At 45.3% G+C, this 26,361-nt stretch carries 19 protein-coding genes; 6 read left to right on the forward strand and 13 right to left on the reverse strand.

All coding sequences use genetic code 11. The features are described from left to right. Window positions 1-145: 145 nt before the first annotated feature. Complete coding sequence (locus ABD960_RS04950; protein WP_345329804.1) at window positions 146-2,470, forward strand: PAS domain S-box protein; 2,325 nt, start codon at window positions 146-148, stop codon at window positions 2,468-2,470. 247 nt (window positions 2,471-2,717) lie between these two features. Further along, a complete protein-coding gene (locus ABD960_RS04955) occupies window positions 2,718-4,817 on the forward strand; it encodes a glycoside hydrolase domain-containing protein (RefSeq protein WP_345329806.1) in 2,100 nt (699 codons plus the stop codon). 113 nt (window positions 4,818-4,930) lie between these two features. Here the strand turns inward: ABD960_RS04955 and ABD960_RS04960 are convergent, their stop codons facing one another. Continuing rightward, window positions 4,931-7,453, reverse strand: a complete 2,523-nt coding sequence (locus ABD960_RS04960) for a family 20 glycosylhydrolase (RefSeq protein ID WP_345329808.1) — start codon at window positions 7,451-7,453, stop codon at window positions 4,931-4,933. A 96-nt stretch (window positions 7,454-7,549) separates the two neighbouring features. Next, window positions 7,550-8,422, reverse strand: coding sequence for an N-acetylglucosamine kinase (locus ABD960_RS04965; RefSeq protein ID WP_345329810.1), 873 nt, complete (start codon window positions 8,420-8,422; stop codon window positions 7,550-7,552). Window positions 8,423-8,752: 330 nt separating this feature from the next. Between ABD960_RS04965 and ABD960_RS04970 the strand changes: the two genes are divergently transcribed. Both ABD960_RS04970 and nagB read left to right on the forward strand, forming a co-directional pair. Further along, the gene (locus tag ABD960_RS04970; protein WP_345329811.1) at window positions 8,753-9,964 is read left to right on the forward strand and encodes an ROK family transcriptional regulator; all 1,212 of its coding nucleotides are present in this window, start codon (window positions 8,753-8,755) and stop codon (window positions 9,962-9,964) included. 142 nt (window positions 9,965-10,106) lie between these two features. Next, window positions 10,107-12,026, forward strand: coding sequence for a glucosamine-6-phosphate deaminase (nagB, locus tag ABD960_RS04975; RefSeq protein WP_345329812.1), 1,920 nt, complete (start codon window positions 10,107-10,109; stop codon window positions 12,024-12,026). 121 nt (window positions 12,027-12,147) lie between these two features. Here the strand turns inward: nagB and ABD960_RS04980 are convergent, their stop codons facing one another. The 7 genes from ABD960_RS04980 to ABD960_RS05010 all read right to left on the reverse strand — a co-directional run bounded on the left by ABD960_RS04980 (window position 12,148) and on the right by ABD960_RS05010 (window position 21,623). After that, the gene (locus ABD960_RS04980; RefSeq protein ID WP_345329813.1) at window positions 12,148-12,288 is read right to left on the reverse strand and encodes a hypothetical protein; all 141 of its coding nucleotides are present in this window, start codon (window positions 12,286-12,288) and stop codon (window positions 12,148-12,150) included. A 349-nt stretch (window positions 12,289-12,637) separates the two neighbouring features. Next, on the reverse strand, window positions 12,638-15,775 hold the full coding sequence (locus tag ABD960_RS04985) for an efflux RND transporter permease subunit (protein ID WP_345329814.1): 3,138 nt from the start codon (window positions 15,773-15,775) through the stop codon (window positions 12,638-12,640). 57 nt (window positions 15,776-15,832) lie between these two features. After that, a complete protein-coding gene (locus ABD960_RS04990) occupies window positions 15,833-16,930 on the reverse strand; it encodes an efflux RND transporter periplasmic adaptor subunit (RefSeq protein ID WP_345329815.1) in 1,098 nt (365 codons plus the stop codon). Window positions 16,931-16,946: 16 nt separating this feature from the next. Further along, the gene (locus ABD960_RS04995) at window positions 16,947-18,221 is read right to left on the reverse strand and encodes a TolC family protein (RefSeq protein WP_345329816.1); all 1,275 of its coding nucleotides are present in this window, start codon (window positions 18,219-18,221) and stop codon (window positions 16,947-16,949) included. Between the two features lie 88 nt (window positions 18,222-18,309). Beyond that, window positions 18,310-19,680 (reverse strand): sensor histidine kinase, encoded by a 1,371-nt coding sequence (locus ABD960_RS05000; RefSeq protein ID WP_345329817.1) that lies wholly within the window; start codon window positions 19,678-19,680, stop codon window positions 18,310-18,312. A 6-nt stretch (window positions 19,681-19,686) separates the two neighbouring features. Continuing rightward, window positions 19,687-20,373 (reverse strand): response regulator transcription factor, encoded by a 687-nt coding sequence (locus tag ABD960_RS05005; protein WP_345329818.1) that lies wholly within the window; start codon window positions 20,371-20,373, stop codon window positions 19,687-19,689. Window positions 20,374-20,435: 62 nt separating this feature from the next. Then, window positions 20,436-21,623, reverse strand: a complete 1,188-nt coding sequence (locus tag ABD960_RS05010) for a PQQ-dependent sugar dehydrogenase (protein ID WP_345329819.1) — start codon at window positions 21,621-21,623, stop codon at window positions 20,436-20,438. Between the two features lie 194 nt (window positions 21,624-21,817). On the opposite strand from ABD960_RS05010, the gene ABD960_RS05015 reads away from it, so the two are divergent. Continuing rightward, the gene (locus tag ABD960_RS05015) at window positions 21,818-22,279 is read left to right on the forward strand and encodes an SRPBCC domain-containing protein (RefSeq protein WP_345329820.1); all 462 of its coding nucleotides are present in this window, start codon (window positions 21,818-21,820) and stop codon (window positions 22,277-22,279) included. A 42-nt stretch (window positions 22,280-22,321) separates the two neighbouring features. Continuing rightward, window positions 22,322-23,005: an HAD family hydrolase gene (locus tag ABD960_RS05020; RefSeq protein WP_345329821.1), complete on the forward strand. Its 684-nt coding sequence runs from the start codon at window positions 22,322-22,324 to the stop codon at window positions 23,003-23,005. Between the two features lie 347 nt (window positions 23,006-23,352). Here ABD960_RS05020 and ABD960_RS05025 read toward each other — a convergent pair whose 3' ends face one another. The 4 genes from ABD960_RS05025 to ABD960_RS05040 form a co-directional block, all read right to left on the reverse strand. After that, window positions 23,353-23,589 carry an Atu4866 domain-containing protein gene (locus ABD960_RS05025; protein ID WP_345329822.1) on the reverse strand — a complete coding sequence of 79 codons (237 nt, stop codon included), beginning with the start codon at window positions 23,587-23,589 and terminating at the stop codon, window positions 23,353-23,355. A gap of 23 nt (window positions 23,590-23,612) precedes the next feature. Continuing rightward, the gene (locus ABD960_RS05030; protein ID WP_345329823.1) at window positions 23,613-24,458 is read right to left on the reverse strand and encodes an oxidoreductase; all 846 of its coding nucleotides are present in this window, start codon (window positions 24,456-24,458) and stop codon (window positions 23,613-23,615) included. Window positions 24,459-24,486: 28 nt separating this feature from the next. Beyond that, window positions 24,487-25,317, reverse strand: coding sequence for an SDR family NAD(P)-dependent oxidoreductase (locus ABD960_RS05035; RefSeq protein WP_345329824.1), 831 nt, complete (start codon window positions 25,315-25,317; stop codon window positions 24,487-24,489). 86 nt (window positions 25,318-25,403) lie between these two features. Continuing rightward, entirely contained in the window at window positions 25,404-26,309 is a 906-nt protein-coding gene (locus tag ABD960_RS05040; protein ID WP_345329825.1) for a helix-turn-helix domain-containing protein, read from the reverse strand. Window positions 26,310-26,361: the final 52 nt, after the last annotated feature.

Below are 26,361 nucleotides of genomic sequence, written 5' to 3' on the forward strand. Positions count from 1 at the left end.
ACAATTATTTACTTCATGGTAAAAGTATTTTGCTGGCAACTTTGTAACTTAGGCATAGCCAATATAAACTCGCCGCTCAGTATTTATTCGTTGTTGTAACCATCCTGTAGTTTATACGTACACCCACTTTAGGAGTATTGTTTTTATGAGATATGGCGCTTTACGCATAGCCCTTATTTATGTGATTGTGAGTTTCGTTTGGATCATGTTTAGTGATCAGGCGCTTAAATATCTTTTTAATGATACCAACAGGAATTTAATTCTAACGTTCGGCACTTTTAAGGGCTGTTTTTTTATTATTTGTACAGGCGTGTTTCTGTATCTGCTAATCCGGTCAGACGACCGGAAGTTAAAACAAAGTGAAAGCCAGTACCGCGAGATTTATGAAGGCAATTATACGCCGAAATATATATATGATGCAGGCACACGGCGTATTGTGTCGGTAAACGCTGCCGCCGTAGCCCTGTATGGGTATCCGGCCGAAGAATTCCTGAAAAAAAGTGTTGACGAAATAACCGCGAAACCCCAACAGGTGTGCATGGCATTAGCATGCGACGATGTGATGAGTGAATCTGGCAAAAATTCATGCCAGATAAAGGCGGATGGTTCTACGTTCTACGTTAATCTGTCATTACGCGATATTCAGTTTAACGGCAAACCACATGTTTTGGCTATGGTGCGCGATATGACGGAGCAGGTTTTATACCAGCAATCGTTAGACAAGATTAACCGGGATTTACAGGCAGAAAAGAAAAAACTCAGTGAAACCCAACTGATATCAAAAGTAGCCGGTTGGGAGTTTTACCCGACATCCAATAACCTTATCTGGTCTGACGAGTTTTACGAGATATTTGGCGTAAGTAAGGAAGACAAGCGACCTGCTTTTGAGATATACGTTAGCCACATCTTTCCGGAAGATCGAGACCTGATGCTGAAAGGCTTGCATGAACTGGTTTCCGAAGGCAAGCAAATGGATGTTACCCACCGCATCACCGCTATTGATGGCAGCATTCGTTATGTAAGGCAGCTTGCGCGGCTCGAAAGCGCGTCCCCCGACGTTAAGGTAGTCGGTTCGGCGCAGGATATTACCGAACTGAAAACGCTGGAGATTGAGCGGAACAAGTATCTGTATAACTTTGAGGATACGCTTAACAGTATATCCGATGCTTTTTTCGCGCTCGATCATGATATGCGCATTATCCGCATAAACGAAGCCTTCAGGCAAATGACGGGACAACCAACATCAGCGGTTTTAGGAGAGAGCATATTTAAGGTGTTCCCGAAAGAGCGTAACCGTTTTTACCCTTATTATCAGAGAGCCTTAAAAGAGCGCGTAATAACCAAGCGCGAAGATTACTCGGAAGTGCTTGACAAATGGATACGTATGTCAGCCTTCCCCACAAATGACGGCGTTTCGGTTTATTTTTCGGATATAACGGAAGACAGGCTAAAAGATATCAAGCTTAAACAAGCTGTTGAACGTTACGAACTGGTTGCACAGGCAACACATGATGTAATTTATGATATGGATATGGTGAATGACAGCATTATGTACAACACCAGCTTAACACACCTTATTAATGTACCCTTTGATCAGGTTCAGTATAACCTGGCCTGGTGGCGCTCGCTGATACATCCCGCTGACGCTGCCGAGGTAGTAGCCAGCCAGGAGCGTGTTAAACGCCTGCGCAAAACCAACTGGGAGTGTGAGTACCGTATTTATTGCGGCAACGGTGAGTATAAATACGTGATGGATCAGGGCTATTTCGTGTTTAATGAAAATCATGAGCCGGTACGCTTAATCGGCGCTATAAAGGATATCGACGCACTTAAAAGATCGATCCAGGAAAATAAGCGCCTGGCCGATATTATTAAGCGGGTAAATAACATGATTATTGTAACCGATCGTGATGAAAAAATCACCTGGGTAAACAATGCTTTTGAACACATTACCGGTTATAACCTGAGTGATATTAAAGGACGGTTGCCATACCAGGTTTTAGGCAGACCAGATGCAGGTGAGCCCATGGGTGCAGAATTTGCCGAAAAGTTAAATCAGCACAAGCCATTTAATATTGATATGGTTATATATACAGCTGAAAATCAGGAATTATGGGTTTCGGCCGAGTTTACGCCGTTTAACGACGGCAATAACAGGTACAACGGTTACATCGCTGTATATCAGAATATCACCTATCGCAAAGAAAAAGAGATGGAAATTCAGCGCCAGAATGATTTTTTGCGCGAATTGGCCTGGATGAGTTCACATCAAATGCGGCGGCCCGTAGCAACCATGTTGGGGCTAATGAATTTGATTGATATAGCTGACAAGGAAGAGGATAAGAACGAGATATTACCTATGCTGGGCTCAAGCATAAGAGAGATGGATGAAATAGTGCATGACATACACGTAAAAATAAACGATGCCCTGCACAATGAACCCGTTAATCGTGAATCGGGCGAGGGTTGACAAACCTGAGCGGCGGCTGTGGCAATTGGTGGCGATAAAGTAACCACCAGATTTTCTTTTATAAGTTCTGATCATACCTGATTGTTAATTTTTCTTCAGAATGCCTTTGCGAAAACATGGGCATTTTTGTTGGCGCCATATTCTAACTTCGTGGTGTAACAAAATCTTTAGGTTAAATAATGCCAGGGCTGTTGGTATCTAAAAAAGGCATGCCTATTATTGCTGATTGATTAAAAGGTTTTAGCAAATGATGATAAAAAGATACTCAGGTTTTGTTGCTATGGCTGCTTATGCCATTGCATTGCTGCAACCTCAGGTAGCCTCCGCACAATCCGGTGTGAGTGCAACCGATCCGGCAAGCGCGGTGAATGTATTTCTCGGTACTTCCGGAGATCATGGGCAGCTATCGCCCGCGGCATCATACCCGTTCGGGATGCTGAGCATAGCGCCGCAAACGTATCCAAACCTGCATGCCGGGTATGAGCATAATGCAAAAAAAGTACTTGGCTTTACGCATAACCGTTTTGAAGGTGTGGGCTGCATGGGCAGCGGCGGTAATATACTAATCAAACCGTTTTTGGGAGATGATCCGGATGAGACGGAATTGCTTAAATCAACCGAAGCTGCCGGCCCCGGTTTTTACCGCATTGGCTTTGAAAACGGCATCAGCTCAAATATAGCCGTTCATAAAAATTCAGGTATTGAGGCATATTCTTTTCCAACTGGTAGTAAGCATGGCTTTTACATCAACCTGAGCCATACGCTGGCAAACGGCTTTGTAGCCGAGGAGCATACCGCAAATGCTAACAGCCTGAGGGGTTGGGTTGACGCACGTACAACCTGCGGTGCCGGTGTTTACCGTACATATTATTACATTGGTTTTAGTGCCCCGGTTAAATTTGAGGCAGACGCCGATCATAAACTGACGCTTAGGGTTGAGGGTACAAATAATAATGTAACGCTAAGCTTAGGCATTTCATCTGTTGATGTGGCACATGCGCAGGCATCGGCCAAAAACAATGGTACAGAAGCCTTACAGACTGCCAGCCATACCGATTGGAACAAAACCCTGGGTGCCGTTAAGGTAAGCGGCGATGCAGAAACACAGAAGCTGTTTTATTCTTTACTCTACCGTACGGTGCAGTCGCCGTACCTAATTTCGGAGGCTGACGGTACTTACCGCGGTACGGATGGATCGTTGCAAAAAACAAATAAAACGGCGTATAACGGCTGGTCTATCTGGGATAATTACCGCACCCAATTACCGCTGATGTCGTTATTATATCCTGACCGGTATGCAGATATGGTTACATCCATAGCATCTATGTATAAGTATGGCAAAAAAGATTACGCTACGCAGCATGAGCCTTCCAACACGGTGCGTACAGAACATGCCATGGTAGTTTTGCTGGATGCCTGGCGTAAAGGTTTTAAGTTTGACATTAAGGGCATAGCCGATTCCCTGATTGCTGAAGGCAACCGGCTCGATTTTGCCAAACCCGATAAAGCGCTGGAGTCAAGCTATGATGCCTGGGCACTGTCGCACCTGATGGATATTGCAGGGCGAAAAGCAGAAAGCGCTAAGTTCAGGGCAATCGCTTTAAAGTATAAAGATTACTGGGAAAAGGATTTTAAGGACGTTACCAAACGTGATGTTGACCGTATGCAGGCACGTGGGCTATACCAGGGCACGATATGGCAATACCGATGGTTTGTTCCATTTGATGTTAAGGGTTTAATTAATCTGGTTGGGGGAGAGCAGAAGTATATAGAGCAGTTGGATTACTTTTTTGCTAATGACCTGTACAATCATGCTAACGAGCCGGATATCCAGGCCCCTTTCATGTATAACATGACTTCGCAGCCATGGAAATCCCAGGCGCTGGCCCACAAATATGCGGCTGATACCGTGGTGCAATATTATTTTAACGACAATAGCAGGGGTATTGACCCATTTGTAAACCGGATATACCGTAATCAGCCTGATACTTACGTGCGTACGATGGACGATGACGGCGGCGCCATGTCGGGCTGGTACGTTTTTACGGCCTGCGGTATTATGCCTGCCTGCGTAGGCGAACCGGCATTTTACCTGAATGCACCATTGTTTTCGGGCGTGAAGTTCAACTTTCCTGATGGTAAGCAATTCAACATCACCACCACAAATTTCGCAGCGAAAAATATTTACATCACTTCGGCCACGTTAAATGGCAAGCTGCTTAACCGTAACTGGTTAACCTATGCCGAACTCCGTAAAGGCGGAACGCTAAACCTTGCCTTAAGCGATAAACCCGACAAAAACTGGGGTACCAAAGATCAGTACATAACAGATATAAATGCTAAATAACAAAACGGTGGCTGTTTTATTTAAACAGCCACCGTTTTGTTATAAAGTGTAATTTCTAAATCCTAAACTCTAATAGAGCGTTACTCACCACTCACCACTCACCACTCACCGCCTTACTGCACTACTTTCACCGTGCGGCCGCCGCGGCCTTCGTTATTAAATACCCGTAAATTAAGTTGTGGCGAGTAGGGGATGCTGTCAGTAAACAGGCGACTGTTAGCATCAGGCTCGGTGCCATCAGTTGTGTAGCGGATGGTGAAACCCGGTAATTGCACGTTGGCACGCACAAGGCCATTCTCAATTACAATACCCGGTGTAGGAATGCGGTACTGAAAACCACCTGCATAATGATCGAGCTTTGGCAATTCATTTTTGCCTACTTTGTTGGCGAATGCACCCCAGGCCTGGTTGTACATGGCTTCGCTTTTCGCTATCTCCGGCTCGGTAGCCCATTGTGGGTCAGGTGCCCAGGCGCGCTCGGCTACTGCCAGCAACTTGGGCAGCAACAGGTATTCCTGCTTTTCGGGCGAAGTAATCACCTCGGCCCAAAGCGGCGATTGTATGCCTACAATATTGCGTTTGCCAGCTTCCGTTAATTGTTCTTTGCCATCAAAATACCCTGCCTTAAGCGGCTGGCCCTGCTCATTCTCCTTTTGGTTTTTATAGTAGTTGTAGGGGATAAACGAAAATGGTTTATTCAGGTCGACATAACCACCCCAATATTGCCCGCGCTCGTAAAAGCTGGTGTTATAAGCCAGGTCAAGGTACAGGTTAGTAACGTTGGTTAATACTACTTTATAACCGGCATTGGCCAGCTTATAGGCCAGGTCTTCATTTCCGGCCAGGTTGTTCCAAACATCGGTGTGGAAGTTTTCGTTGGCGAAACGCGGGTCAACAACCAAGCGTTTACGTCCGTTAACCATGCCGCTTGTCAAACCAATCTCTTCCCAGCCGGATAGGTACAGGCTTTTTGATTTGAGCATGTTATTTACCTTACCGAAGTAATAAAACCATAGGTCGGATGTGTTCTTAATGCTTGAGTCTCTTCTCATCAGATCGGCGATAACCGGCGATTTTTCCCATACGCCGGCAGGTACTTCGTCTCCGCCAAAATGTATGGTTTGTAAAGGCGCGCCGGCCTCTTTGTACATCGCGATCAACTCGTCAGATACCTTCTCCAGGAAAGTGTAAACAGACGGTAAGCCCACATTTATTACGTTATCGCTAAAACCCTGTACCGAGCGGTAGCTTGATTTATCATTGATATCGCGCAGCAAATATTGTTCCGCCTCGGCCTTTTTGCCCAGTTTCATCAGGCGTTCGTAACGTGCGTTCATTGCTTTAATAGCAGCGCGCGCATGTCCGGGTGTCTCTATTTCGGGTATTACTTTGATGTGTCTTTCGTTGGCGTAACGCAAAATCTCTACAAATTCCTGCTTGCTGTAATAGCCGCTGCCCGCCTGGTTGGTGGTATCAGGGCCTGAGCCGTAAGCGGGGTTGATGGCGTTAAGTTCATTGGTGCTATGCCCCCGTGTTGAGCCGGTTTGGGTAAGTTCAGGCAAGCCGGGTATCTCTATGCGCCAGCCCTCATCATCAACAAAGTGCATGTGCAGCACATTGAATTTGTAAAAGGATAACAGGTCGATCACCTTAATTACCTGCGATTTTGGCTGGAAATTTCGCGCAACATCCATCATAAACGCGCGGTGCTCAAAACGTGGCGCGTCTGTAATGGTAACGGCAGGAATATCAAAGTTTTTTTGCGTACCCGCCCATGCGCTTGCCGGCAAAAGGTTTTTTAACGATTGCAGGCCATAAAATATACCGGCACCGTTAGTAGCGCTGATGGTTATACGGCCTGGGGTTACTTGTAGCTGGTATCCTTCCGCGCCGTTATTGCCACCTTTTTGCAGTACAATAACATTATATTTTTCGGTAAAACCGGTTTGTGGTTTACTGCCTAAAACTTTGGCCAGTTCCTCTTTAAAATAAGTAGCCTCCTTAATAAAAGCCGGGTCATTAATAATTTTAACCTGCGGATTAAGTTTAAAGGTACCGGCGGTACGTTTGTAGCTTACCGGGGTAGGCAATACCGGCGATAAGTTAGCCGCAGGCACATCAGTTATCAACTGGTTTTGGCGGTATACTTTTTCGGCAAGCGCTTTCTCGCTTTGGTCAGTATTTACTTGGTTTGAGATATCTATAAGCAGCGGATAGCCTTTTTCAGGTTCGTTATTAAAAACGATATAAAATCCTTTCGGGAAGTCGGTAATATCCTTAACATGCCCTTGCAATACGCTTGATGATATAGAGTCTCCGGGCGCTACACTTTTAAAGCCACTACCTGGATATAGTGCGAAAAGGTCGCCGTTGACACGGTCTACCAACAATATTTTATCCGGGCCGGTGCGAGTAGTTGTGGCATTAAAATATATTTTCCACCCTTTTGCGGGTATGGGTTTACTGCCTTTGTTAACTAAGGTTATCAGCGCGCGCGCCTGTGTGGTATTGGCGTATGGGTTTTCAACAATCTGCCAGCTCAGCCTCACATCAGCGGCATTAAACGGATTTTTGCTTTGTGCCAGTGCCAAGGCACTCATCATCACAGAAAATATTATTAAAACCGATTTTCTCATAAATATATATTTGAGGCGAGCCCCTTAGTTTAACACGTAAATATATTGCGTAGTTGCAAAAAACCTGCCGATAATTATTTTAAGCTATTCAGCGGCTTATAGTGATGCTTCATTGGCATCCGGCTGAACAGTAGTATTTGTGTGATAACTTATTAACCCCTCAATTGGCGCTTTTATAATGTTACCGGTACGCATACCATAGGTTTTAGCAACATCGCTAAGTATTGCCGAAAACATATAGCCTATTGATCCGACGCAATTAAGCGAATAAAGTTTAAAATCAGGGTAAAGGGAGATCATGTTCTCAAAGCAATCAGTAAAAGCTTTGCGGATAATACCATTAATGTAAGGGTGCTCCATGCGTGGCGCAATAAAGCGTACAAAGCCGGCACAAAAACGGTTAGGTAAGGGTTTAGAATGCGCGTGCTCCACAATATCATCAGGCGTGAGGCCGTATTCGTTCCAAAACTCAACACGTAAATCCTCCGGCAACTGGCCCCGGCCATAACTTACCAGTAACTGCTTGCCGATGTAAGCGCCGCTGCCTTCATCGCCCAGCATAAAGCCCAGCGAATCAATTTGATGTATTATTACTTTACCGTCGTACAGGCAACTGTTTGCACCGGTACCTAAAATAGCCACAAAACCGGTATCGTTGCCCAAAACGGCGCGGGCCGCGGCCAGCAAATCGTGTTCAACTTCAATATGCGCATGTTTAAAAACGCGTGCCAGCGCCGTTTCAACTATTTGATTTTTATCACCGCTGCAACCGGCACCATAAAAGTATATTTCTTTAACATTCTCTGCATCAAGGTTAGCAGGCAGCCTGTCTATTATGGCGTAATAAATGTAATCCGCATCAACATAGTATGGGTTGAATCCTTCAGTATCAAAATATGTTATGGAGTTGTTGTCGCCCAACAGGCACCAATCCGTTTTAGTAGAGCCGCTGTCTGCAATAAGTTTCATTATAATATTTTTAAAGTGTGATATGCCCTCCCGGTAATACCACCGGCCGACAGTTAATTTTGCTACGATACTTTTAGATGTGGACAGCTAAGTTTATAGTAGTCAGTTAAACCAAAACTAATAAAAAGGTGCATAAACTTTAAAATATATTTAAAAAGATTTTTTGTGTTTTATAAATTTCGATTAAGTATTTCGATAAATTGTAACGCTGCTGCGTATATTAGCGTCTTACATTTAACTATACGTTGCAGAACTTAAATTTGAGTGTTGTGTTTGTCAAAGACCGGATCATCAACAAAAATTTTTGCTATTTGAGTATTATAAACCTGTATGTTTAACGCCAACAAAAAAACAGCTAAGCTTTATGCGGAAATAATACAACATTTGTATTATGGCGAACAACTATCGAGCGCGGAGCTCAGCGCACGCATTGATAAAAGCATACCGCTGGTTACGAAGGCGGTGAACCATCTGATTGAGGCGGGTTTTGTTATTGAGCAAGGTTATGCCCCTTCAAGCGGCGGCCGCAGGCCGTTGATGTATTCCGTTCGGCACGATAGGTTACATATTGTTACCGTAGCGATGGATCAGCTTTCAACACGTATCGGTATTGTTGACCTTCTGAATAATTTTGTTTCACCGGTAGAAATCATCAGCTTAAACTTACAGGACAATCCGCAAGCGCTCAATTCACTGGTATCAATAATCAACACGCACATTGAGCAATCAAAAGTTGATAAGGAAAAGATAATAGGGGTGGGCATTGGCATGCCCGGCTTTGTTAACGTAAACGAAGGTATTAACTATACTTACCTTGACGCAGGCAACAAAAGCCTTACGCAGTATTTGGCCGACGCGGTAGAGCTGCCGGTTTACATTGATAATGATTCGAGTTTGATCGCTTTATCTGAATTAAAGTTCGGCATCGCTAAATCAATAAAGGATGTAATGGTGATCAACATCGGCTGGGGTATAGGTTTGGGTATGATCATCAACGGGCAGATTTTTCGCGGTGAGAATGGCTTTGCGGGAGAGTTTAGCCACATACCTATTGCAGAGGAAGGTGCGCTTTGTGCCTGCGGTAAGCAGGGATGCCTGGAAGCCGAAGCCTCATTAATGGCCGTAGCCCAAAAAGCTATTGAGGGGGTTGAAAGTGGCCAAAAATCGAGCCTGCAGCATTATATTACAGATGATCATTCAAACCTTGCAGTCGGTAATGTGCTGATGGACGCTGCCAATAAGGGCGATCAGTATGCTATCGAACTGCTTTCAGACGCGGCTTACAAAATCGGCCGCGCGCTATCTATTCTGATACACATCCTGAACCCTAAGGCAATCGTACTCAGCGGCAGGGGAGTTAAAGTAGGAAAACTTCTGTTAGCGCCAATACAACAGGCGCTTAATAAGTATTGTATACCACGCCTGGCACAAGGCACCGAGCTTTTTATATCTGAAATAGGCTTTGATGCTGAACTGATCGGCGCGGCCATCCTGGTTATGGAAAGCTTTAACAAGATGCACGGCGGATTGCAAAAAAAATAACAAACATTATAGTATTTATACCGTATATAAACCAGCAAATCGCGTTTTATACTTTGTAAAATATTTAATAAGTTTTATTTATTATTTAAAAAATATAAGTAAGTTTGTTCAATTTGCAGAGTAACCAAACTCAATCCACTATATGTCACGACTCAACCTGCTTGAAGAAACCCGATACGAAAAATTACCGGTTACGGTATTTCCTGATTCGATAGCTGCCTCAAACAGTGTAGCTGCACGCATAGCCGCACTTATACGCGACAAACAAAGCCGCGGAGAAACTACCGTTTTAGGTTTGGCTACAGGCGCAACCCCGGTTAAGGTTTATAAAGAGCTGATTCGTTTACATAAGGAGGAAGGCTTAAGCTTTAAGAACGTCGTTACTTTTAATCTCGACGAGTACTTTCCGATGCAGCCTAATGCCGAGCAGAGCTATGTTACTTTTATGAAGCAACAACTGTTCGATCATATCGACATCGATCCTGCGAATATTCATATTCCTGATGGTACGCTGGCAGAAGCCGATGTAGCGCAGTTCTGTATCAATTACGAGCAAAAAATAAATTCATACGGCGGGCTCGACCTGCAGATATTGGGTATAGGCCGTACCGGTCACATTGGTTTTAACGAGCCGGGCTCGGCGCCAAATTCCGGTACACGCCTGGTAACGCTGGATGACCTGACCCGCCGCGATGCTTCGCGCGATTTTGGCGGTAAGGAGAATGTACCTACCAAAGCCATTACCATGGGGGTAGGTACCATATTCAAGGCCCGCGAGATTATTTTAATGGCCTGGAACCTTAAAAAAGCCAGTATCATTAAAAAAGCGGTTGAAGGTTCGGTGTCATCTGAAGTACCGGCTACTTACCTGCAACTGTCTGATAAGGTGGAGTTCATCCTTGACCAGGATGCTGCTGCCGAGCTTACCCGTTTTGATACACCTTGGCTGGTTCGTGATTGTGTTTGGGATATTCAACTGATAAAAAAAGCGGTGGTTTGGCTTTCAAAAACCACCGGTAAGCCCATCCTTAAACTTACCGAGGAAGATTATAACAACAATGGCATGGCGCAACTGGCAACTGAAAAAGGGCCGGTGTACAATATCAACATTGATATATTTAACAAGTTACAGCATACCATTACCGGCTGGCCGGGTGGTAAGCCTAATGCTGACGACAGCCAGCGCCCTGAACGTAAGGATCCGGCTAAAAAACGCTCCATCATTTTTTCTCCGCATCCTGATGATGATGTGATCTCGATGGGTGGCACATTCATTCGACTGGCCGACCAAGGGCATGAGGTACACGTAGCCTACCAAACATCAGGCAATACAGCCGTTTGGGATGATGACGTGCTGCGCTTTATGGAATTTGCCATCGATTTCAACAAGGCTCAAGGTATTGATACCACAACGCTTGAAAATACTTACCGCGAGAGCCGTGAGTTTATAGGCAAAAAGCTCCCAAATCAGCCCGACCAGATTGCTATACGTGATGTTAAGGGATTGATACGTAAGGGAGAAGCCATAGCCGGAGCAAGGTTTGCCGGTTTACCCGATGAGAACATCCACTTCCAGAACCTGCCATTTTATGACAGGCAAAAAACTAACAGCAATGTAAGTTTTGAAGATGACATACAACAAACCATTGAGCTTTTACGTAAAGTAAAACCGCACCAGGTATTCGCCGCCGGTGATTTTGCCGATCCGCATGGTACACACAAAGTTTGCTTTGATGTGATTTTGGCCGCATTGCAGCGCCTTAAAGGTACCGAGGAATGGGTTGACGATTGCTGGCTATGGCTGTACCGTGGCGCATGGCACGAGTTTGAGATACACGAAATACAAATGGCCGTTCCACTTTCACCGCAGGAGGTGATGCGTAAGCGTTTGGCCATATACAAACACCAGTCGCAAAAGGATTTGCCGGTATTCCCGGGGGATGACGCACGCGAGTTTTGGGTACGTGCCGAGCAGCGCACTGCCGAAACTGCCCGTTCGTATGATGAGCTTGGCCTCGCCGAGTACGAAGCCATTGAGGCCTTTGTGCGCTGGGAGTTTTAATAAGAGCTTTTTTTAGTTAAGGGGTTAATTAAAAAAGAAGCCTGGTGTTCCGCTTAATTGCAGAACCCAGGCTTAATTGTTTTACCTCGTACCTTGTTCGCAATGACAAATTGATTGTTAATCAAAAGCACAAACCGGAAATAACCTTTTCTACCGGCATCAGGAATGCCCGGAGCAACTCAAGCCTTGCCAAAGCATAACCATTCACCGGGCAGGACGTAGCCGGCGATTTATTCGCTATGTTTATTTTAATTGTGCTCATGAGATCGCTAACGCTAAGTTTTGCTTCTTTTGCTCGCACAAAAGAAGTTTAGGACAGGTAGTGAACTCTGTTTACGAAAGTGCTTCTTTTTAAACGATTATGCTTTGACTATCGCCAGCCTGCTCTTGGCCGCAGAGGCCAGTTACTTTGTCTTAGACACAAAGTAACCAAAAGTCAAGCCGGAAAAAACCTTCATCCGCACAGGCCATACTCCCTGCCCGGTTTTCCGGCAGGCCTACGCTTTTTTTTATTATCAGTTCAGTTCAAGAAAAATAAGCGGCTTCGAATAAAATTGGTAATATCATCAATATGGCGAGGGGTATTTTTACTGATTACCGGAGCTTAGTTACTATGAACTAATAGCACCTATATTCTTTAGCAACTTTCTGTTCTCCCGGCGGTGTATCAGCCTGTATACTATAGCATAAATTACAGGGAGTATCAGCAGGGTAAGTATGGTTGAGGTAACCAGACCGCCAATTACCACAATGGCCAGTGGCTTTTGCGTTTCAGAACCGATACCGGTTGATATGGCCGCGGGCATCAGGCCAATGGCAGCCATCAGGGCGGTCATTACCACGGGGCGTACCCTTGATATTACTCCATCAAGCAGGGCCTCGTCAAGGTGCATACCCGCTTGCAGGTTTGTGCGGAAAACCGATATCAGGATCACCCCGTTTTGGATGCACACGCCAAATAAGGCTATGAAACCAATACCGGCCGATATGCTGAAGTTGATGCCCGTAATGTGCAGTGCCAAAATACCGCCTATTAATGCGAAGGGTACGTTCAGCAATACCAGCAGGGCATCTTTACTGTTACCAAAGGTTACAAACAATATCAGGAATATCAACAGTAAACAAATCGGTACTACGTGTGCCAGGGTACTTGATGCACGTATCTGGTTTTCAAACTCACCATTCCAGGTAAAAGAGTACGCATGAGGTAATTGTACATTCTTGTTTACCTTCGCTTGCGCCTCGGCAATGGTGCTGCCCAAATCGCGGCCACGGACAGAGAACTTTACGGCAATATAACGTGAATTGTTATCACGGTATACAAAGGCCGGCCCGGTAATCTCCCGGATGGTTGAGATCTCCTTGATGGAAATTTTTGAACCGTTAAGGGTTGGTACCATGAGTTTTTCAATATCTTCTTGTGTGGCGCGGTATTGTTTTTGGTAACGAATGCGGATGTCGAACTTACGCTCACCTTCGTATAGCTGGGTAGCCGCTTTACCGCCAATGGCCATCTCGATTACAGAATTGGCATCCGCAGTAGATACCCCGTACAAGGCCATTTTACGCTGGTCAAGCTCTATCCTGAACTCGGGCTGGCCAAGGTTACGCAGCACGCCCAGATCGGTTACGCCATCAACATGTTTGAGTACCGACATTACGGCATCTGCCTTTTTATCCAGCACATCAAAGTCCGATCCGAATATTTTTACCGCCATTGATGCGGGCACACCGGCCACCGCCTCAGCCACGTTGTCAATAATAGGTTGCGAGTAGTTGAACACAATACCCGGAAACTGACTTAGTTTTTTATCCATTTCGGCAATCAGTTCATCCTGGGTAATGTGGCGTTTCCATTGCTTTTTTGGGAGCAGATCTACCTGTATCTGCACGTTAAAAAAGCCTTTCGGGTCGGTACCGTCGTTGGTACGGCCTACCTGCGATAGTGTTTGTTTAACCTCCGGAAAGGTAGCCAGTATGGCGCGCATCTTATTGGTAACATTAACCGAGTTCTCCAGCGAGCTGCTCATCGGTAATTGTGCCGATACCCAAAGCGCACACTCGTTAAGCTGAGGTAAAAATTCGGTACCCAACAGCTTAGCCGACATAAAGGTTAATACCATAGCGCTCATGGCCACTATCAGGCTCATTTTTTGGTTACGGTATGTAAATCTGAACATCTTTTTTATGCCATTCTCAAAAAACAACACGATAGGGTTATGCTTTTCGCGTACGTTTTTGCGCAGTAGCACGCTCGAAAGGGCAGGTACTAATGTAAGCGTAAACAGCAGCGCGCCTAACAAGGCGAAGGCCAGTGTATAGGCCAAAGGCGAAAATATTTTTCCTTCTACCTTTTGAAATGCGAAGATCGGGATCAGGCAGGTAATGATGATCAGTTTAGAGAAAAAGATAGCCTTACCCATTTCGGCTCCTACATTTTTGAAAAGGCCCAGTTTGGCAAGCTTGTTGAACTTTTCCATACCGACCTCTTTTGCCCGGTGATCAAGCGCTACAAACAGACCCTCGACCATTACCACCGCTCCATCTATGATTATACCAAAGTCGACAGCGCCCATTGAGATCAGGTTAGCCGTCATGCCCTTTATCCGCATACAAATAAACGCGAACAACAAAGCCAGCGGAATAATTATGGACACGGTAAGCGTGGTGCGCCAGTCGGCCATGAACAACAATACCACTACGGTTACCAGCACAATACCCTCTAAAAGATTATGTATTACCGTTTCTGTACAAAACTCCATCAGAATGGTGCGATCGTAAAAGGTGTCTATCTTAACATCCTTAGGTAGCACGTTCTCGTTCAAATCCTGAACCTTGTCCTTAATACGAACCAATACATCAGCAGGGTTTTCGCCCTTACGCATAACTACTATGCCTTCAATTACATCGTTATCCTTATCGCGCCCAACCTGGCCCAGGCGGGGCAAACCGCTTTCTTTAATGACCGCGATGTTTCGAGCTAAGATAGGTACGTTATTAACGTTTTTGATGATAATATTCTCGATCTCGCTGATGTTGTTGATCAAGCCTATACCACGCACCACAAATGCCTGGTTGTTCTTTTCAATCACATCGCCACCTACGTTAATGTTACTGCGGTTGATGGCATTGTAAACGTCCAGTGACGTAAGCCCGTATTTTTGCAATAACGATGGGTTAACGCTCACTTCATAGTCTTTTTCCTCGCCGCCAAAGCTGTTCACGTCGGCAACGCCGGGGATGGCTTTGAACTGGCGGTCAAGCACCCAATCCTGTATGGCGGTAAGCTCATGCAGCGATTTGGTTTTGCTTTTTAAAGTGTAACGAAAAATCTCGCCGGTTGGACCATATGGCGGCTCAACCTCTGGTTTTACACCGTCAGGCAACTCGGCATTGCTAAGGCGGCTCAATACCTGCTGGCGGGCAAAAGCATCGTCCACGTCATCATCAAAAATAATGCGAACGTATGACAGGCCAAAGGATGAGGTGGTGCGCAGGTTAACCTTTTTTTGCACCGAGTTTAATACGGTTTCCATAGGTATGGTTACCATTTTTTCAACCTCCTCGGCACTGCGGCCCGGCCATTGCGCTATGATGATGATCTGTGTATTGGTAACGTCCGGGAAGGTTTCAATAGGGGTATTAGTATAGCTCCACACACCGACCACGGCAAGTACCGCGGTTAAAAAAAACACGAAGGCCCGGTTGCGCAGCGAAAAATATATGATGCTTTTAATGAATTTGTTCATTGTAGTAAATATTGCGCCGATGCCAAAGGCAAAGCGGCAGTGATACGGATCAGGCGGTTATTCGCCTAGCAGGGCGTTGTATAAAAACAATTGATTTTGAGATATAATGCGCTCGCCCGGTTTTAACCCGCCTGCTATATAGGTTACGCTGTCAACCGTTTTTACCGGGTTAACCTCGCGGATCTCCATATCGCAACGGTTATTGTATACCACCACGTAGTTTTTGCTGTTATCAAATATTACGGCTGATGCAGGCAAGGCTACAGCGGTGCCGCTTTCATTATTGGTAACCACCACATTGGTAAACATTTCGGGTTTAAGCAGCAGGTCTTTGTTCGGCAGAGAGATGCGTACATTCATCACCTTGCTGTCCGGATCTAACACAGAGTTCACCAGGTCAATCTTACCAGTAAATACCTTATCGGGATAGGCGATGGTAGTCACTTTGGCCGTGTAACCCTGTTTTACTTTAGCAATGTCGCTTTCAAAAACGTTGGCGTTTATCCAAACATCCTTCATGTCTGATATGGTGAACAAACTCTCATTATTATCCGGCCTGATAAAGTTGCCTGCCGATATATTCTTTTCAACCACATACCCATCTCGCGGGGCGCGGATAACCAATGTACCGTTCGCGCTGGTATTGCCCCCGCCGTTAATGGCTATCTGCTGTTTTACCTTATCATCAGCGGCCTGGGCTTTGGCGTAGTTCTCTTTAGCTTCGGTATAATCACGCTCGCTTGATATACCGTTTTTGTACAGATATTCGGCCTGTTGTAACTGGCGTTTGCTGATGGCCACATCGGCACGGGTTGATTGCTGATCGGTATAATTACCGGCTACATCGGCGCTGCGCAGTACGGCAAGCACCTGGCCTTTGGCTACTTTATCACCTAATGATACCTTAACATCCGTAACCTGTCCGCCTGCGAAGGGGAATACCTTTACTACCTTATTCTCATCAAATGATACCTCGCCGGTGAGCGAAAGTTCATCCTTAACCTGCGATACCTTAACGGTGTCTATTTTGATCATGCGTGCCATGGAATCGCTTACGCAAACCTTTTTGGTTTCCATGGTGCCGGTTTTATGTTCCTCGCAGGCGCTCAGCGCAAAAACTAAGGCTATGGCGCTATATGCTAATTGCTTTTTCATTGTATTTATAATAGGGTTACAGAGGATCAATTACAGTGGTGCCTACCGCGAAATTCAGGTCGGCAATGGCTTTGTTCAGGTTATATTGCTGTTGCAATATTTTCAGCTTGGTGTCTTTGTATGAGTCAAAGAAATCCACAAACTCGGGCAGGCTGATCTGCCTTTGTTTAAAGCTCTTCAGCATACTGGTGTACAATTGGTCGTAACGGTCGTAAAAATCGGTTTCGCTTTGGCCCAGCAACTGGTTGCTGAGGCGGTACTGATTTACAGCCGAATACACATCATTTTGTAGTTGCAGCGCGTTGTTTTGTACTACAAGCTGCTGGCCTTGGGCGCTCAATTGTGCTGCTTTAATATTACCCTGATTGCGGTTAAAAAGGGGAAGGGGGACCGAAATTTGCAAACCCACATAATGTGGCGCATAGTTGCTGTTTTGGTCATAGGCTACGCCGATGGTAACGTCGGGTTTGGCTAAGGCTTTTTGCAGCAATACGTTATCGTTATTTTGCTGTAAGGTATACTGGCCGGCCAGGTAATCGCCACGTAGGGTTTTGGCTTTTTCAGCAAGCTCAGCTGCGTTTAATGGTGTGTTTGTTGCCTTGAAACTTATTTGTGGAAATACAAATTTATCAGCAGATACACCAAGCAATGTTTTAAGCTCACTTTGCAGTTGCGTAAGCTGGCGGTTGTTCTCCACCAAATCATTCTGCAAGCTAAAAAGCAATGCTTTTAACCGCACCACATCTTTTAGTGAATTATTGCCTGCATCATACGATTTCTGGATTGCATTAACCAGGTTTTGTGCCGATGCTATTTCGGTTTGATAAACTTTGCCCTGCTCTGCAAGATTTGATATTTGCGCAAAATCAAGCAGCAGGTTGTAGCGCAGGTTGCGCAGCAGGTCGTCAAACGCGGCTTGCTGTATGCTGGCATCATCCTTGGCTACCTTTACCTGTTTGCCACGTTTGCCGGCAGTGGTAAATACCTGGCTGAGTTGCAAAAATATCTGCCCGGTGTTTTTGCTGTGGTCAAAAAACTTGCCTGAGTTGTCAGTAATATTTTGATCGGTGCTTAACACCGGGTTATCCCACAAACCAGCCTGTTTAATGAGTGCCTTTGAGGCATCTACATTATACTTTTGGGCCAGTAAGGTAAGGTTGTTCTGTAAAAAAAGACTTTCGCTGTCCTTAAAGTTCAGCTTTAGGGTGTCTGTCTGACTGTAGGCCTTCGGGGCGCTGCATATTGCCAGTACGGGCAGCAGTAGTTTGAATAAGTTTTTATAAGGTGCCATTATAGTTTTGTTCTGATCTTTCGATAGATCAAAACTATAATGGCCGAATTGGAAGCGAATTAAACCTGCATTAAAATGCCATTAGAATTTAAAATGCACTGTTTTTAGCAAATTCAACAATAAAAGTACTGCCTGTTTTACCGTCTGATAATACTTTTATGCGCCCGTGGCAAAGCTGTATTATTTTATCGGTGATATACAGGCCGAGCCCGCTGCCGGGCAGTTTTTTAACATTGCCCGCGCGGTAAAAAGGGCGCAGTACTTTCTGGCGGTCATCTTCTGCTATGCCCGGTCCCTGATCGGTAATGGCAATACTCACCTGTGTTGGCAAGGCTTCAAACTTAATGCTCACCGGCTCGCCGCCTGAGTATTTAAAGGCGTTTTCAATAATATTGTTTAATGCAATGTATAGCAGGGGTTTATTCCCTGAAATTTCGAGATCACCTTCGTTCTCCGGCATGGTGCCTAAGGTGAGGTGCAGTTTGCCAGAGCCTTTCTTTTCTGTCCAGCTTTCATGCAGTTCCCACAGCAATTCGTCAATCCGCACCGGTGATATTCTGGCCTGGGTATAATTCATATCTACCTGCGCCAGTTCCATCAGGCTGGTAATGGTTTCCTGCAGGCGCAGGGCATCGGCAGATATGGATGCCAAAATTCGCTCATACTCATCAGTATTCCGCGCTTTGGTTAAGGCAACTTCAACCTCGCCCATAATACTGGTGAGCGGGGTGCGCAACTCGTGCGAGGCATTGGCTACAAAAGTTTGCTGCAGTTCAAAAGCGTTTTCAAGCCGCTCCAGCAGGCTGTTAAAATTGCTGATCAGTTCATCAATCTCATCCTTATTGTTCTCCTCCTCAACCCGCATGTGCAGGTTGCTTGAGCGTATTTGCCCCATTTGGGTGATAACCTTTTTAATAGGGGCGAGTGCACGGTTGGCAAATAATTGCCCTGCAAAAAATAATACCGCGGTAAATATTATAAATAATACAACACCTACCTGGCTCAGCATGGTAACACGGCGGGCAAAACTACGGTCAACGGCCGATACCAGTATCACAAAATCGCCCTGATTATCATGATACAATTTACCTACCACCTGGCGGTTGCCATCCTGGTATTTGAGGTACTTATCCTTACGTACCTGTTCAATGATGGTATCAGTCCAAAAAATGTTGTTATGGGTATTAAAAGCCGATTTATTATCGTTATCATAAACCTTTATCACTTCGCCGCTCAGCTTATCAAGATAGCGTTGCTGTACCTGTACCAGCGAGTCGGCATTGATCTCATCGGCCTTTAAATAAAGTTGTGAGGCTACGTTGGCGCGGTCGGTAAGGCGGTTATAAAAATCCTCGCGAGAGAAAGAATACACCGCCAGGTACAGCGCCACCAGCACCAGCAGCAAAGCACCCGAACTGATGAGCGTAAAATATAACGACAGGCGGGTTTTGATCTTCATTACCTGTTATTTTTCCTTTAAAATGTAACCCATGCCAATTACGGTGTGTATCAGCTTCTTGTCAAAACCCTTTTGAATTTTGTTGCGCAGGTAGTTCACATACACATCAACCATGTTTGTTTGCGTATCAAAATTGATTCCCCAAACCTTTTCGGTGATATACTCACGTGATAACAGCTTGTTGGCATTGCGGATAAAAAGCTCCAGCAGGGCATATTCCTTGGCGGTCAGGGCTATCTGCTTACCCGCGCGCTCGGCGGTTTTATCCCAAATGTTGAGTTTAAGGTCGCTAAAAGTGAGGAAGTGGTTTTCGCCGCCGTCATTCGCGGGCTGCCTGCGGCGTAGCAATGCTTCAATCCGGGCAAGCAATTCCTTAAAATGGAATGGTTTAACCAGGTAATCGTCGGCACCCGCGTGCAGACCGTTTACTTTATCATCAATTGTGCCCAGCGCGCTTAATATCAGCACCGGTGCCTCCGGCTGTTTCTGGCGTATCTGTTTACATAGCTCCATGCCGCTCAGCAGGGGCAGCATCATATCGAGGATGAAAACGTCGTACTTATTTTGCAGCATCATGGTAAGCCCGGCTATGCCATCCTCAGCCACGTCAACGCTGTAGCCGTGCTCTTCCAGTCCCTTTTTTATAAAGGACGAAACTTTTTCTTCATCTTCAACTAAACAAATACGCTTCATATTAATTAGCGGCTATTAATATGCAATTTTAAGCATTTAATAACCTACTATAAAGCGCTTGCTTATTTAGCGGCGGTTATGCTGTAAATCACACCGTTCTCATCGTCAGAAACATAGATGATGCCTTCGGTTTTAGATGCTATGATACCGGTGGGCCTGCCAATGCGGCTTTTGCCATCGTTACTTAAAAAGCCCCAAAAAAAGTCGGTAACCTTGGTTGGCTGGCCATTTACGTATTGAATGCGCTGTACTTTATAACCCTCGGGTTTTTTGCGGTTCCAGGAGCCGTGCCAGGCAACAAGGGCATCATTTTTAAATTCTGAGAAATCTTTGGTGTCGCCAATAAACCTGAAATCAATGGGCGCGGAATGCGCCGGAAACGTAATTACAGCCGGCACGGTTGTTTGCGCATAACCATCTTTGGTACCCCCAACAGGGTCTTCGCGTGTAGGATCCACCTGCCGCTTGCCGAAAACCATGGGCCAGCCATAGTCTCCCCCATCCGTTATTTTGTTAAGTTCTTCGGGCGGAATTTCATCGCCGCGCCAGTCGGTACCGTTATCGCATCCCCAAATTTCTTTTGTTTCAGGATGCCAGTCAAAGCCTATGGTATTGCGCAAACCTTTTGCAAACACCCGGCGCGCGCTGCCATCAGGTTTAATTTGAAGCATGGTGGCGTGTTCTTTATTAGTTTCACCACAGTCATTGCAATCACTGCCTACGGTCATGTACAACATGCCGTCCTGCCCAAAGGCTATCATGCGGTTGTTGTGCTGGCTGCCCTCGGGCAGGTCTTTAATGAGAGTGGCTGTATCTGTAACAGAACCATCAACATTTATGCGCCCGCGCTTTAATATTTTGCTGGACGCCACGTAAAGCCAGCCGTTATGTATAGTAATGCCATGTACATCCTCAAACTTCCAGATTGTTTTAACATTGGCGAAGCGGCCTTTAGCGTCCTTACCGGATAGGTGTAGTACGTCCCCCTTATCGCGCCGGGTAACGTAAAGCGATCCATCAGTATTAACTGCCATTATACGGGGCTTGCCCAAACCGGTTGCGGCAATGCTTACCCTGTATCCATCGGGTACTTTTAAATTAGCGGCCATCCCCTCGGTAAATTTTACCTGTGCCGGGTAATTGGTGTTGATGGTTGCGGTGAATTTTTCGTCGGGCGCTATGCCCTTCTGGGCGAAAGCGAACGTGGGTAAGGCTGCTGAAAGTGTTAAAATAAAGAATGTGTTTTTCATGGAACTGATAGATATAACTGATTAACAAGCAGCGGTAAACAATGTTGGGTTGTAGTTAATTTATTATATCAAAAATTAATTAAAATATAACTTTATACTTCTCCTGGTATTATTACACCGCTAATTAGTCGCTAAAGCACCCGTAATAGTTAAACTTTCGACGCTAAGTTTGTTAATAAATAAATGCTAAAATTATGAATACAGCCGATTTTGAAATTAAAACCAATATCCAGATCAGTAAGCCAATAGCTGAAGTTTTCGAGGCAATTGTTGATCCTCAAAAAATGTCGAACTATTTTATTGCAAACGGAAGCGCACGATTAGAAGAAGGGAAGCAGGTAATGTGGAGCTTTCCGGAGTTTGAAGGGGAGTTTCCGGTAAATGTGAAAAAGATTGATGCCAACGAGCTTATAGCGCTTACCTGGGATGTTGAAGGTACACCGTTTTTAGTAGAGATGATATTAACGCCGCGCGGAGATAACGCCACCAAGCTTACTGTTACCGAAAAGAGTACGGCCGCCGAGCGGCCATCCATACAATGGCTTAAAAATAATACCGAAGGATGGGCCAACTTTTCAGCCTGCTTAAAGGCTTATCTGGAGTATGGCATCAATCTGCGTAAAGGGGCGTTTGATTTTATGAACGACGATAAATAATTATAGCTTTTATTTTGCGCAAAACGCTATTTTTAAGGCGTTATGAGTATAAAAGTTATCGCGTTTGATGCGGATGATACCCTTTGGGTAAATGAGCCGTACTTCAGGCGTACCGAAGAAGAATTTTATAAACTGCTGAATGAATTTTTGCAGCAGCACGCGCTTGAGCGGGAGTTGCTGAAAACCGAAATCGGCAACTTAAAACTTTACGGCTACGGTGTAAAAGGCTTCATCCTATCCATGATAGAAACGGCCCTTACTGTTACAAACAATACTATCCCGGCTGAGATTATCGGGCAGATAATCAACTTAGGTAAAGCGCTGCTCGATGAGCCGATTGAATTGCTGGATGGTGTTGAAGAGGTTTTAAGCGGGCTTAAAGAACGTTATCACCTGGTGGTAGCCACGAAGGGTGACCTGCTCGACCAGGAGCGCAAACTCAAGAAATCGGGTTTGAGCCATTATTTTCATCATATCGAGATCATGTCTGAAAAGGACGATGCCAATTACCTCAAACTGGTAAAGCACCTTGATATTCAGCCGGATGAATTGCTGATGATCGGCAACTCTTTAAAGTCGGATATTATGCCGGTGCTCAACATTGGCGGCTCGGCCATACACGTGCCTTACCACATAACATGGGCGCATGAGCAGATTGAAGATACTATTGATAACGAAAAATTTGAGAGTATAGTTAGTATTAGAGAGATATTGGAAATGGTGTAAAGCCTGTCCTTAACTTCTTTTGAGCGATCAAAAGAAACAAAACTTAGCGTTAGCGATCTCATGAGCACAATTAAAATAAACATAGCGAATAAATCGCCGGCTACGTCCTGCCCGGTGAATGGTTGTGCTTTGGCAAGGCTTGTGCTGCTCCGGGCATTACTGATGCCGGGTTTATAGGTTATTTACAGATTGTGCGTACAAATTGTCATTCCGAACGAAGGTACGAGGAGGAATCTGTCGCGTGGCAATGACGCGTGCAGATTTCTCACTACTGCATTGAAATGACAGGTTAAAAAAGTGTTTAAATAAGTAGCCCCTCTACATAGGAGAGGGGCTGGAGTAAGGTATCAATCCTTACGGTATAAAACCATTCCGGCGTGGTATAATATACCATCTCTGAAGTCGCCATCAGCGGTAAAGCCGGTGTCATCAACATATTCAATATGGTCGCCTTCAATGGTGTAAATGCCCTGGTAGGCGCTTTCGCGGTTACCGCGGGCTTCATCATAACGGCCGTTGGGTAACAAATTGTGGCGTATATAACCATCCTTGGTTACCCACATGCCCGCATACTTATTATCCATTTTGTTATTATTATCAGTTTCAATTAGGCATCAAAGCCGGTTGTTACAGTTACCTCTTTCCAGGTTTCCAAATCGTTTTTAATACTTTCTATTTTTTTATAGGCCATGTTGTAAGCGTCCTCACCTAAAAATAAATGTACCGGCGGGTTTTCAGCTTCGCTTACTTTGATCATGGCAAGGGCTGCTTTTTCAGGATCGCCACCTTGGTTGCCGTTAATTTCGTTTTCGTGTTGATTTTGCGAATCACGCACGCTTTTATACTCAGCAATCGGATTTGCAGGCGTCGCCATTGAGCCTGATGTCAGGAAATCGGTACGGAAATACCCCGGAGATACCACTGTAGCATGTACGCCAAACTCTCTTATTTCGGCCGCTAACGATTCGGTAAAACCATGCACCGCAAACTTGGTAGCGCAGTAAATCCCGAAGCCCGGGAAATCACCGGTAAAACCACCGATTGAGGCAATGTTAAATATATGGCCTGAACCCTGCGCCCGCAAATGCGGCATAGCCTTGCGGATTACGTTTAGCGAGCCGAATACGTTTACCGCGAAGTTTTCGTAGCTTTCTTCTTCGCTCAGTTCTTCCAGGCTGCCGAGCATACCGTAACCCGCGTTGTTTACCACCACGTCTATTCTTCCGAAGTGTTTAACGGTTAGGTCAATGGCTTCGGCTACGCTTTGCTCGCTTTTGATATTCATTTCGAGTGGTAAAAACTCATCATTAGGGTTGCCTACAGCCTGGTTAAGATCGGCTGCGTTGCGTGAGGTAGCGGCTACGTTGTAACCGGCTGCCAGTAATTGTTTTACCAGTGATAGCCCCAAACCTTTTGAGGCCCCGGTAACAAACCATGTTTTTTGCTTCTTCATTTTTTATAGTATTATTAATCGTCTTAATTTAAAAATCTGTTGATTTGGTACGCGCTTCGTATTGTTTGATCTCGGCGCTCAACCGTTCTAATTTTTCATTAGCGCGGGCATACGCGTCGCTGCCCAGTAAGAGGTACAGCGGCGGGTTTTCCATGGCGGCCAGCTCAATCATAGCAACGGCTGCCTTGTCGGGGTCGCCTGCCTGGTTACCGCTCATTTTAAGGTATCTGTCATGCGTAGCGCGTACGGCTGTGTATTCAGGAATCGGGTTTTTGCCTATATAGATAGAGTCGGGCTCCAAAAAATTGGTGCGGAAACCGCCCGGCGCCACAATTGTTGCCTTGATGCCAAACTCTTTAATATCGGCGGCTAATGATTCGGTTAAACCTACAAGCGCATATTTGGTGGCGGCGTATATAGCCCAGCCGGTATTTGCGGTAATGCCCGCTATTGATGATATGTTGATGATGTGGCCTGAGCGTTGCGTACGCAGGTATGGCATGGCCTGGCGAATTACATTCAGTGAGCCAAAAACGTTTACATCGAAGCTGTCGCGTGTTTCGGTATCGCTTAACTCTTCTACGCTGCCACCAATACCATAGCCGGCGTTGTTTACCACCACATCAACACGTCCAAATTTTTCAACGGTGCTTTTGATGGCAGAAGCAATAGCGGCTTCATCTTTTACATCAGCCTGCAGGGGTAAAAAATTATCGTTAGTGCCGGCGGCGTTAACTAATTCATCCAGCTTGCGCGATGTGGCGGCTACCGCATGGCCCGCGTTTAAAAGGTTTTTTACAAGAGAAAGGCCTAAACCTTTAGAGGCCCCGGTTATAAACCATATTTGCTTGTTTTCCATTGTATTGTTTTTTGTTATTAACAATACAAAGGTAGTATGGGTTTAAAGCGGAGCGATAGCGTTTATCAAACTAAAGATTGCAAAATTCACACATTGCGATAGGCAGACGGTGTTAGTTGTGTTTGTTTTTTGAAAAAGTTGTTAAAATGTGCCGGTTCATCAAAGCCAAGGGTATAACTTATTTCGGCTATGTTCCAGTTGGTATGCTTTAACAGCACACGGGCTTCATTAGCCAGCCGCTCAAAAATATGGCTGGTTGTGGTACGGCCGGTGGTTTGGCGTATGGCCCGGTTAAGGTGGTTAACGTGTACCGAAAGTTTATCCGCAAAATCATTGGCCGAACGCAGGGTAAACCGCTGCGAGGTTGATTCTATCGGGAATTGCCGCTCCAGCAGTTCGGTAAAAATGGCCGTAATGCGCGAGTTCGCGTCCGGGTGTCGATACAGGTTTTCAGTGGGTTGCAGTTTTAAAGCGTAGTGAATTACTTCATTTACGTAATTGTTCAGCAAATCATATTTAAACCGGTAATCAGAGGCTATTTCCTTAAGCATCTTCTCAAAAATCTGCGAAAGTTCATCGTATTGCTCATCCGTAAGTACATATGATGGCTTGCCGCCCGGCGTAAACATAGGCAAGTCGGTTATGTTGCTGCGCAGGCGTTCGGTAAAAAAGCCTTCCTTAAATATACAGAAGTAACCGCGCATATCGTCAGACATGGACTCGAACGTATAAGGCACGTTCGGGTTAAAAAACATCAGTGTTTTACCATCCACGTCAACGCTTTTATCGGCATAATGGTAGCGGCATTTACCGGTGAACAGGGTTATTTTATAGTAATCGCGGCGGGTATATTTTACGGGCGCCTTATTGGGGCCGTGGCAGTCTTCCAAACGAAAAACGTTAAAGTGACCAATATCTTGACCAAGATTATCAGGCAACCAATCAAACTTGCTTTTATAAAAATCTTCTAATGATTCTGTTCCGGCTATCATATCTCAAAGTTATATAATTCAAACCATTGAATGCAAATGTGGGTTTATGCAG

Origin of the sequence: Mucilaginibacter defluvii (genome assembly GCF_039543225.1) — a bacterium.
GTDB classification, from domain to species: Bacteria; Bacteroidota; Bacteroidia; order Sphingobacteriales; family Sphingobacteriaceae; genus Mucilaginibacter; species Mucilaginibacter defluvii.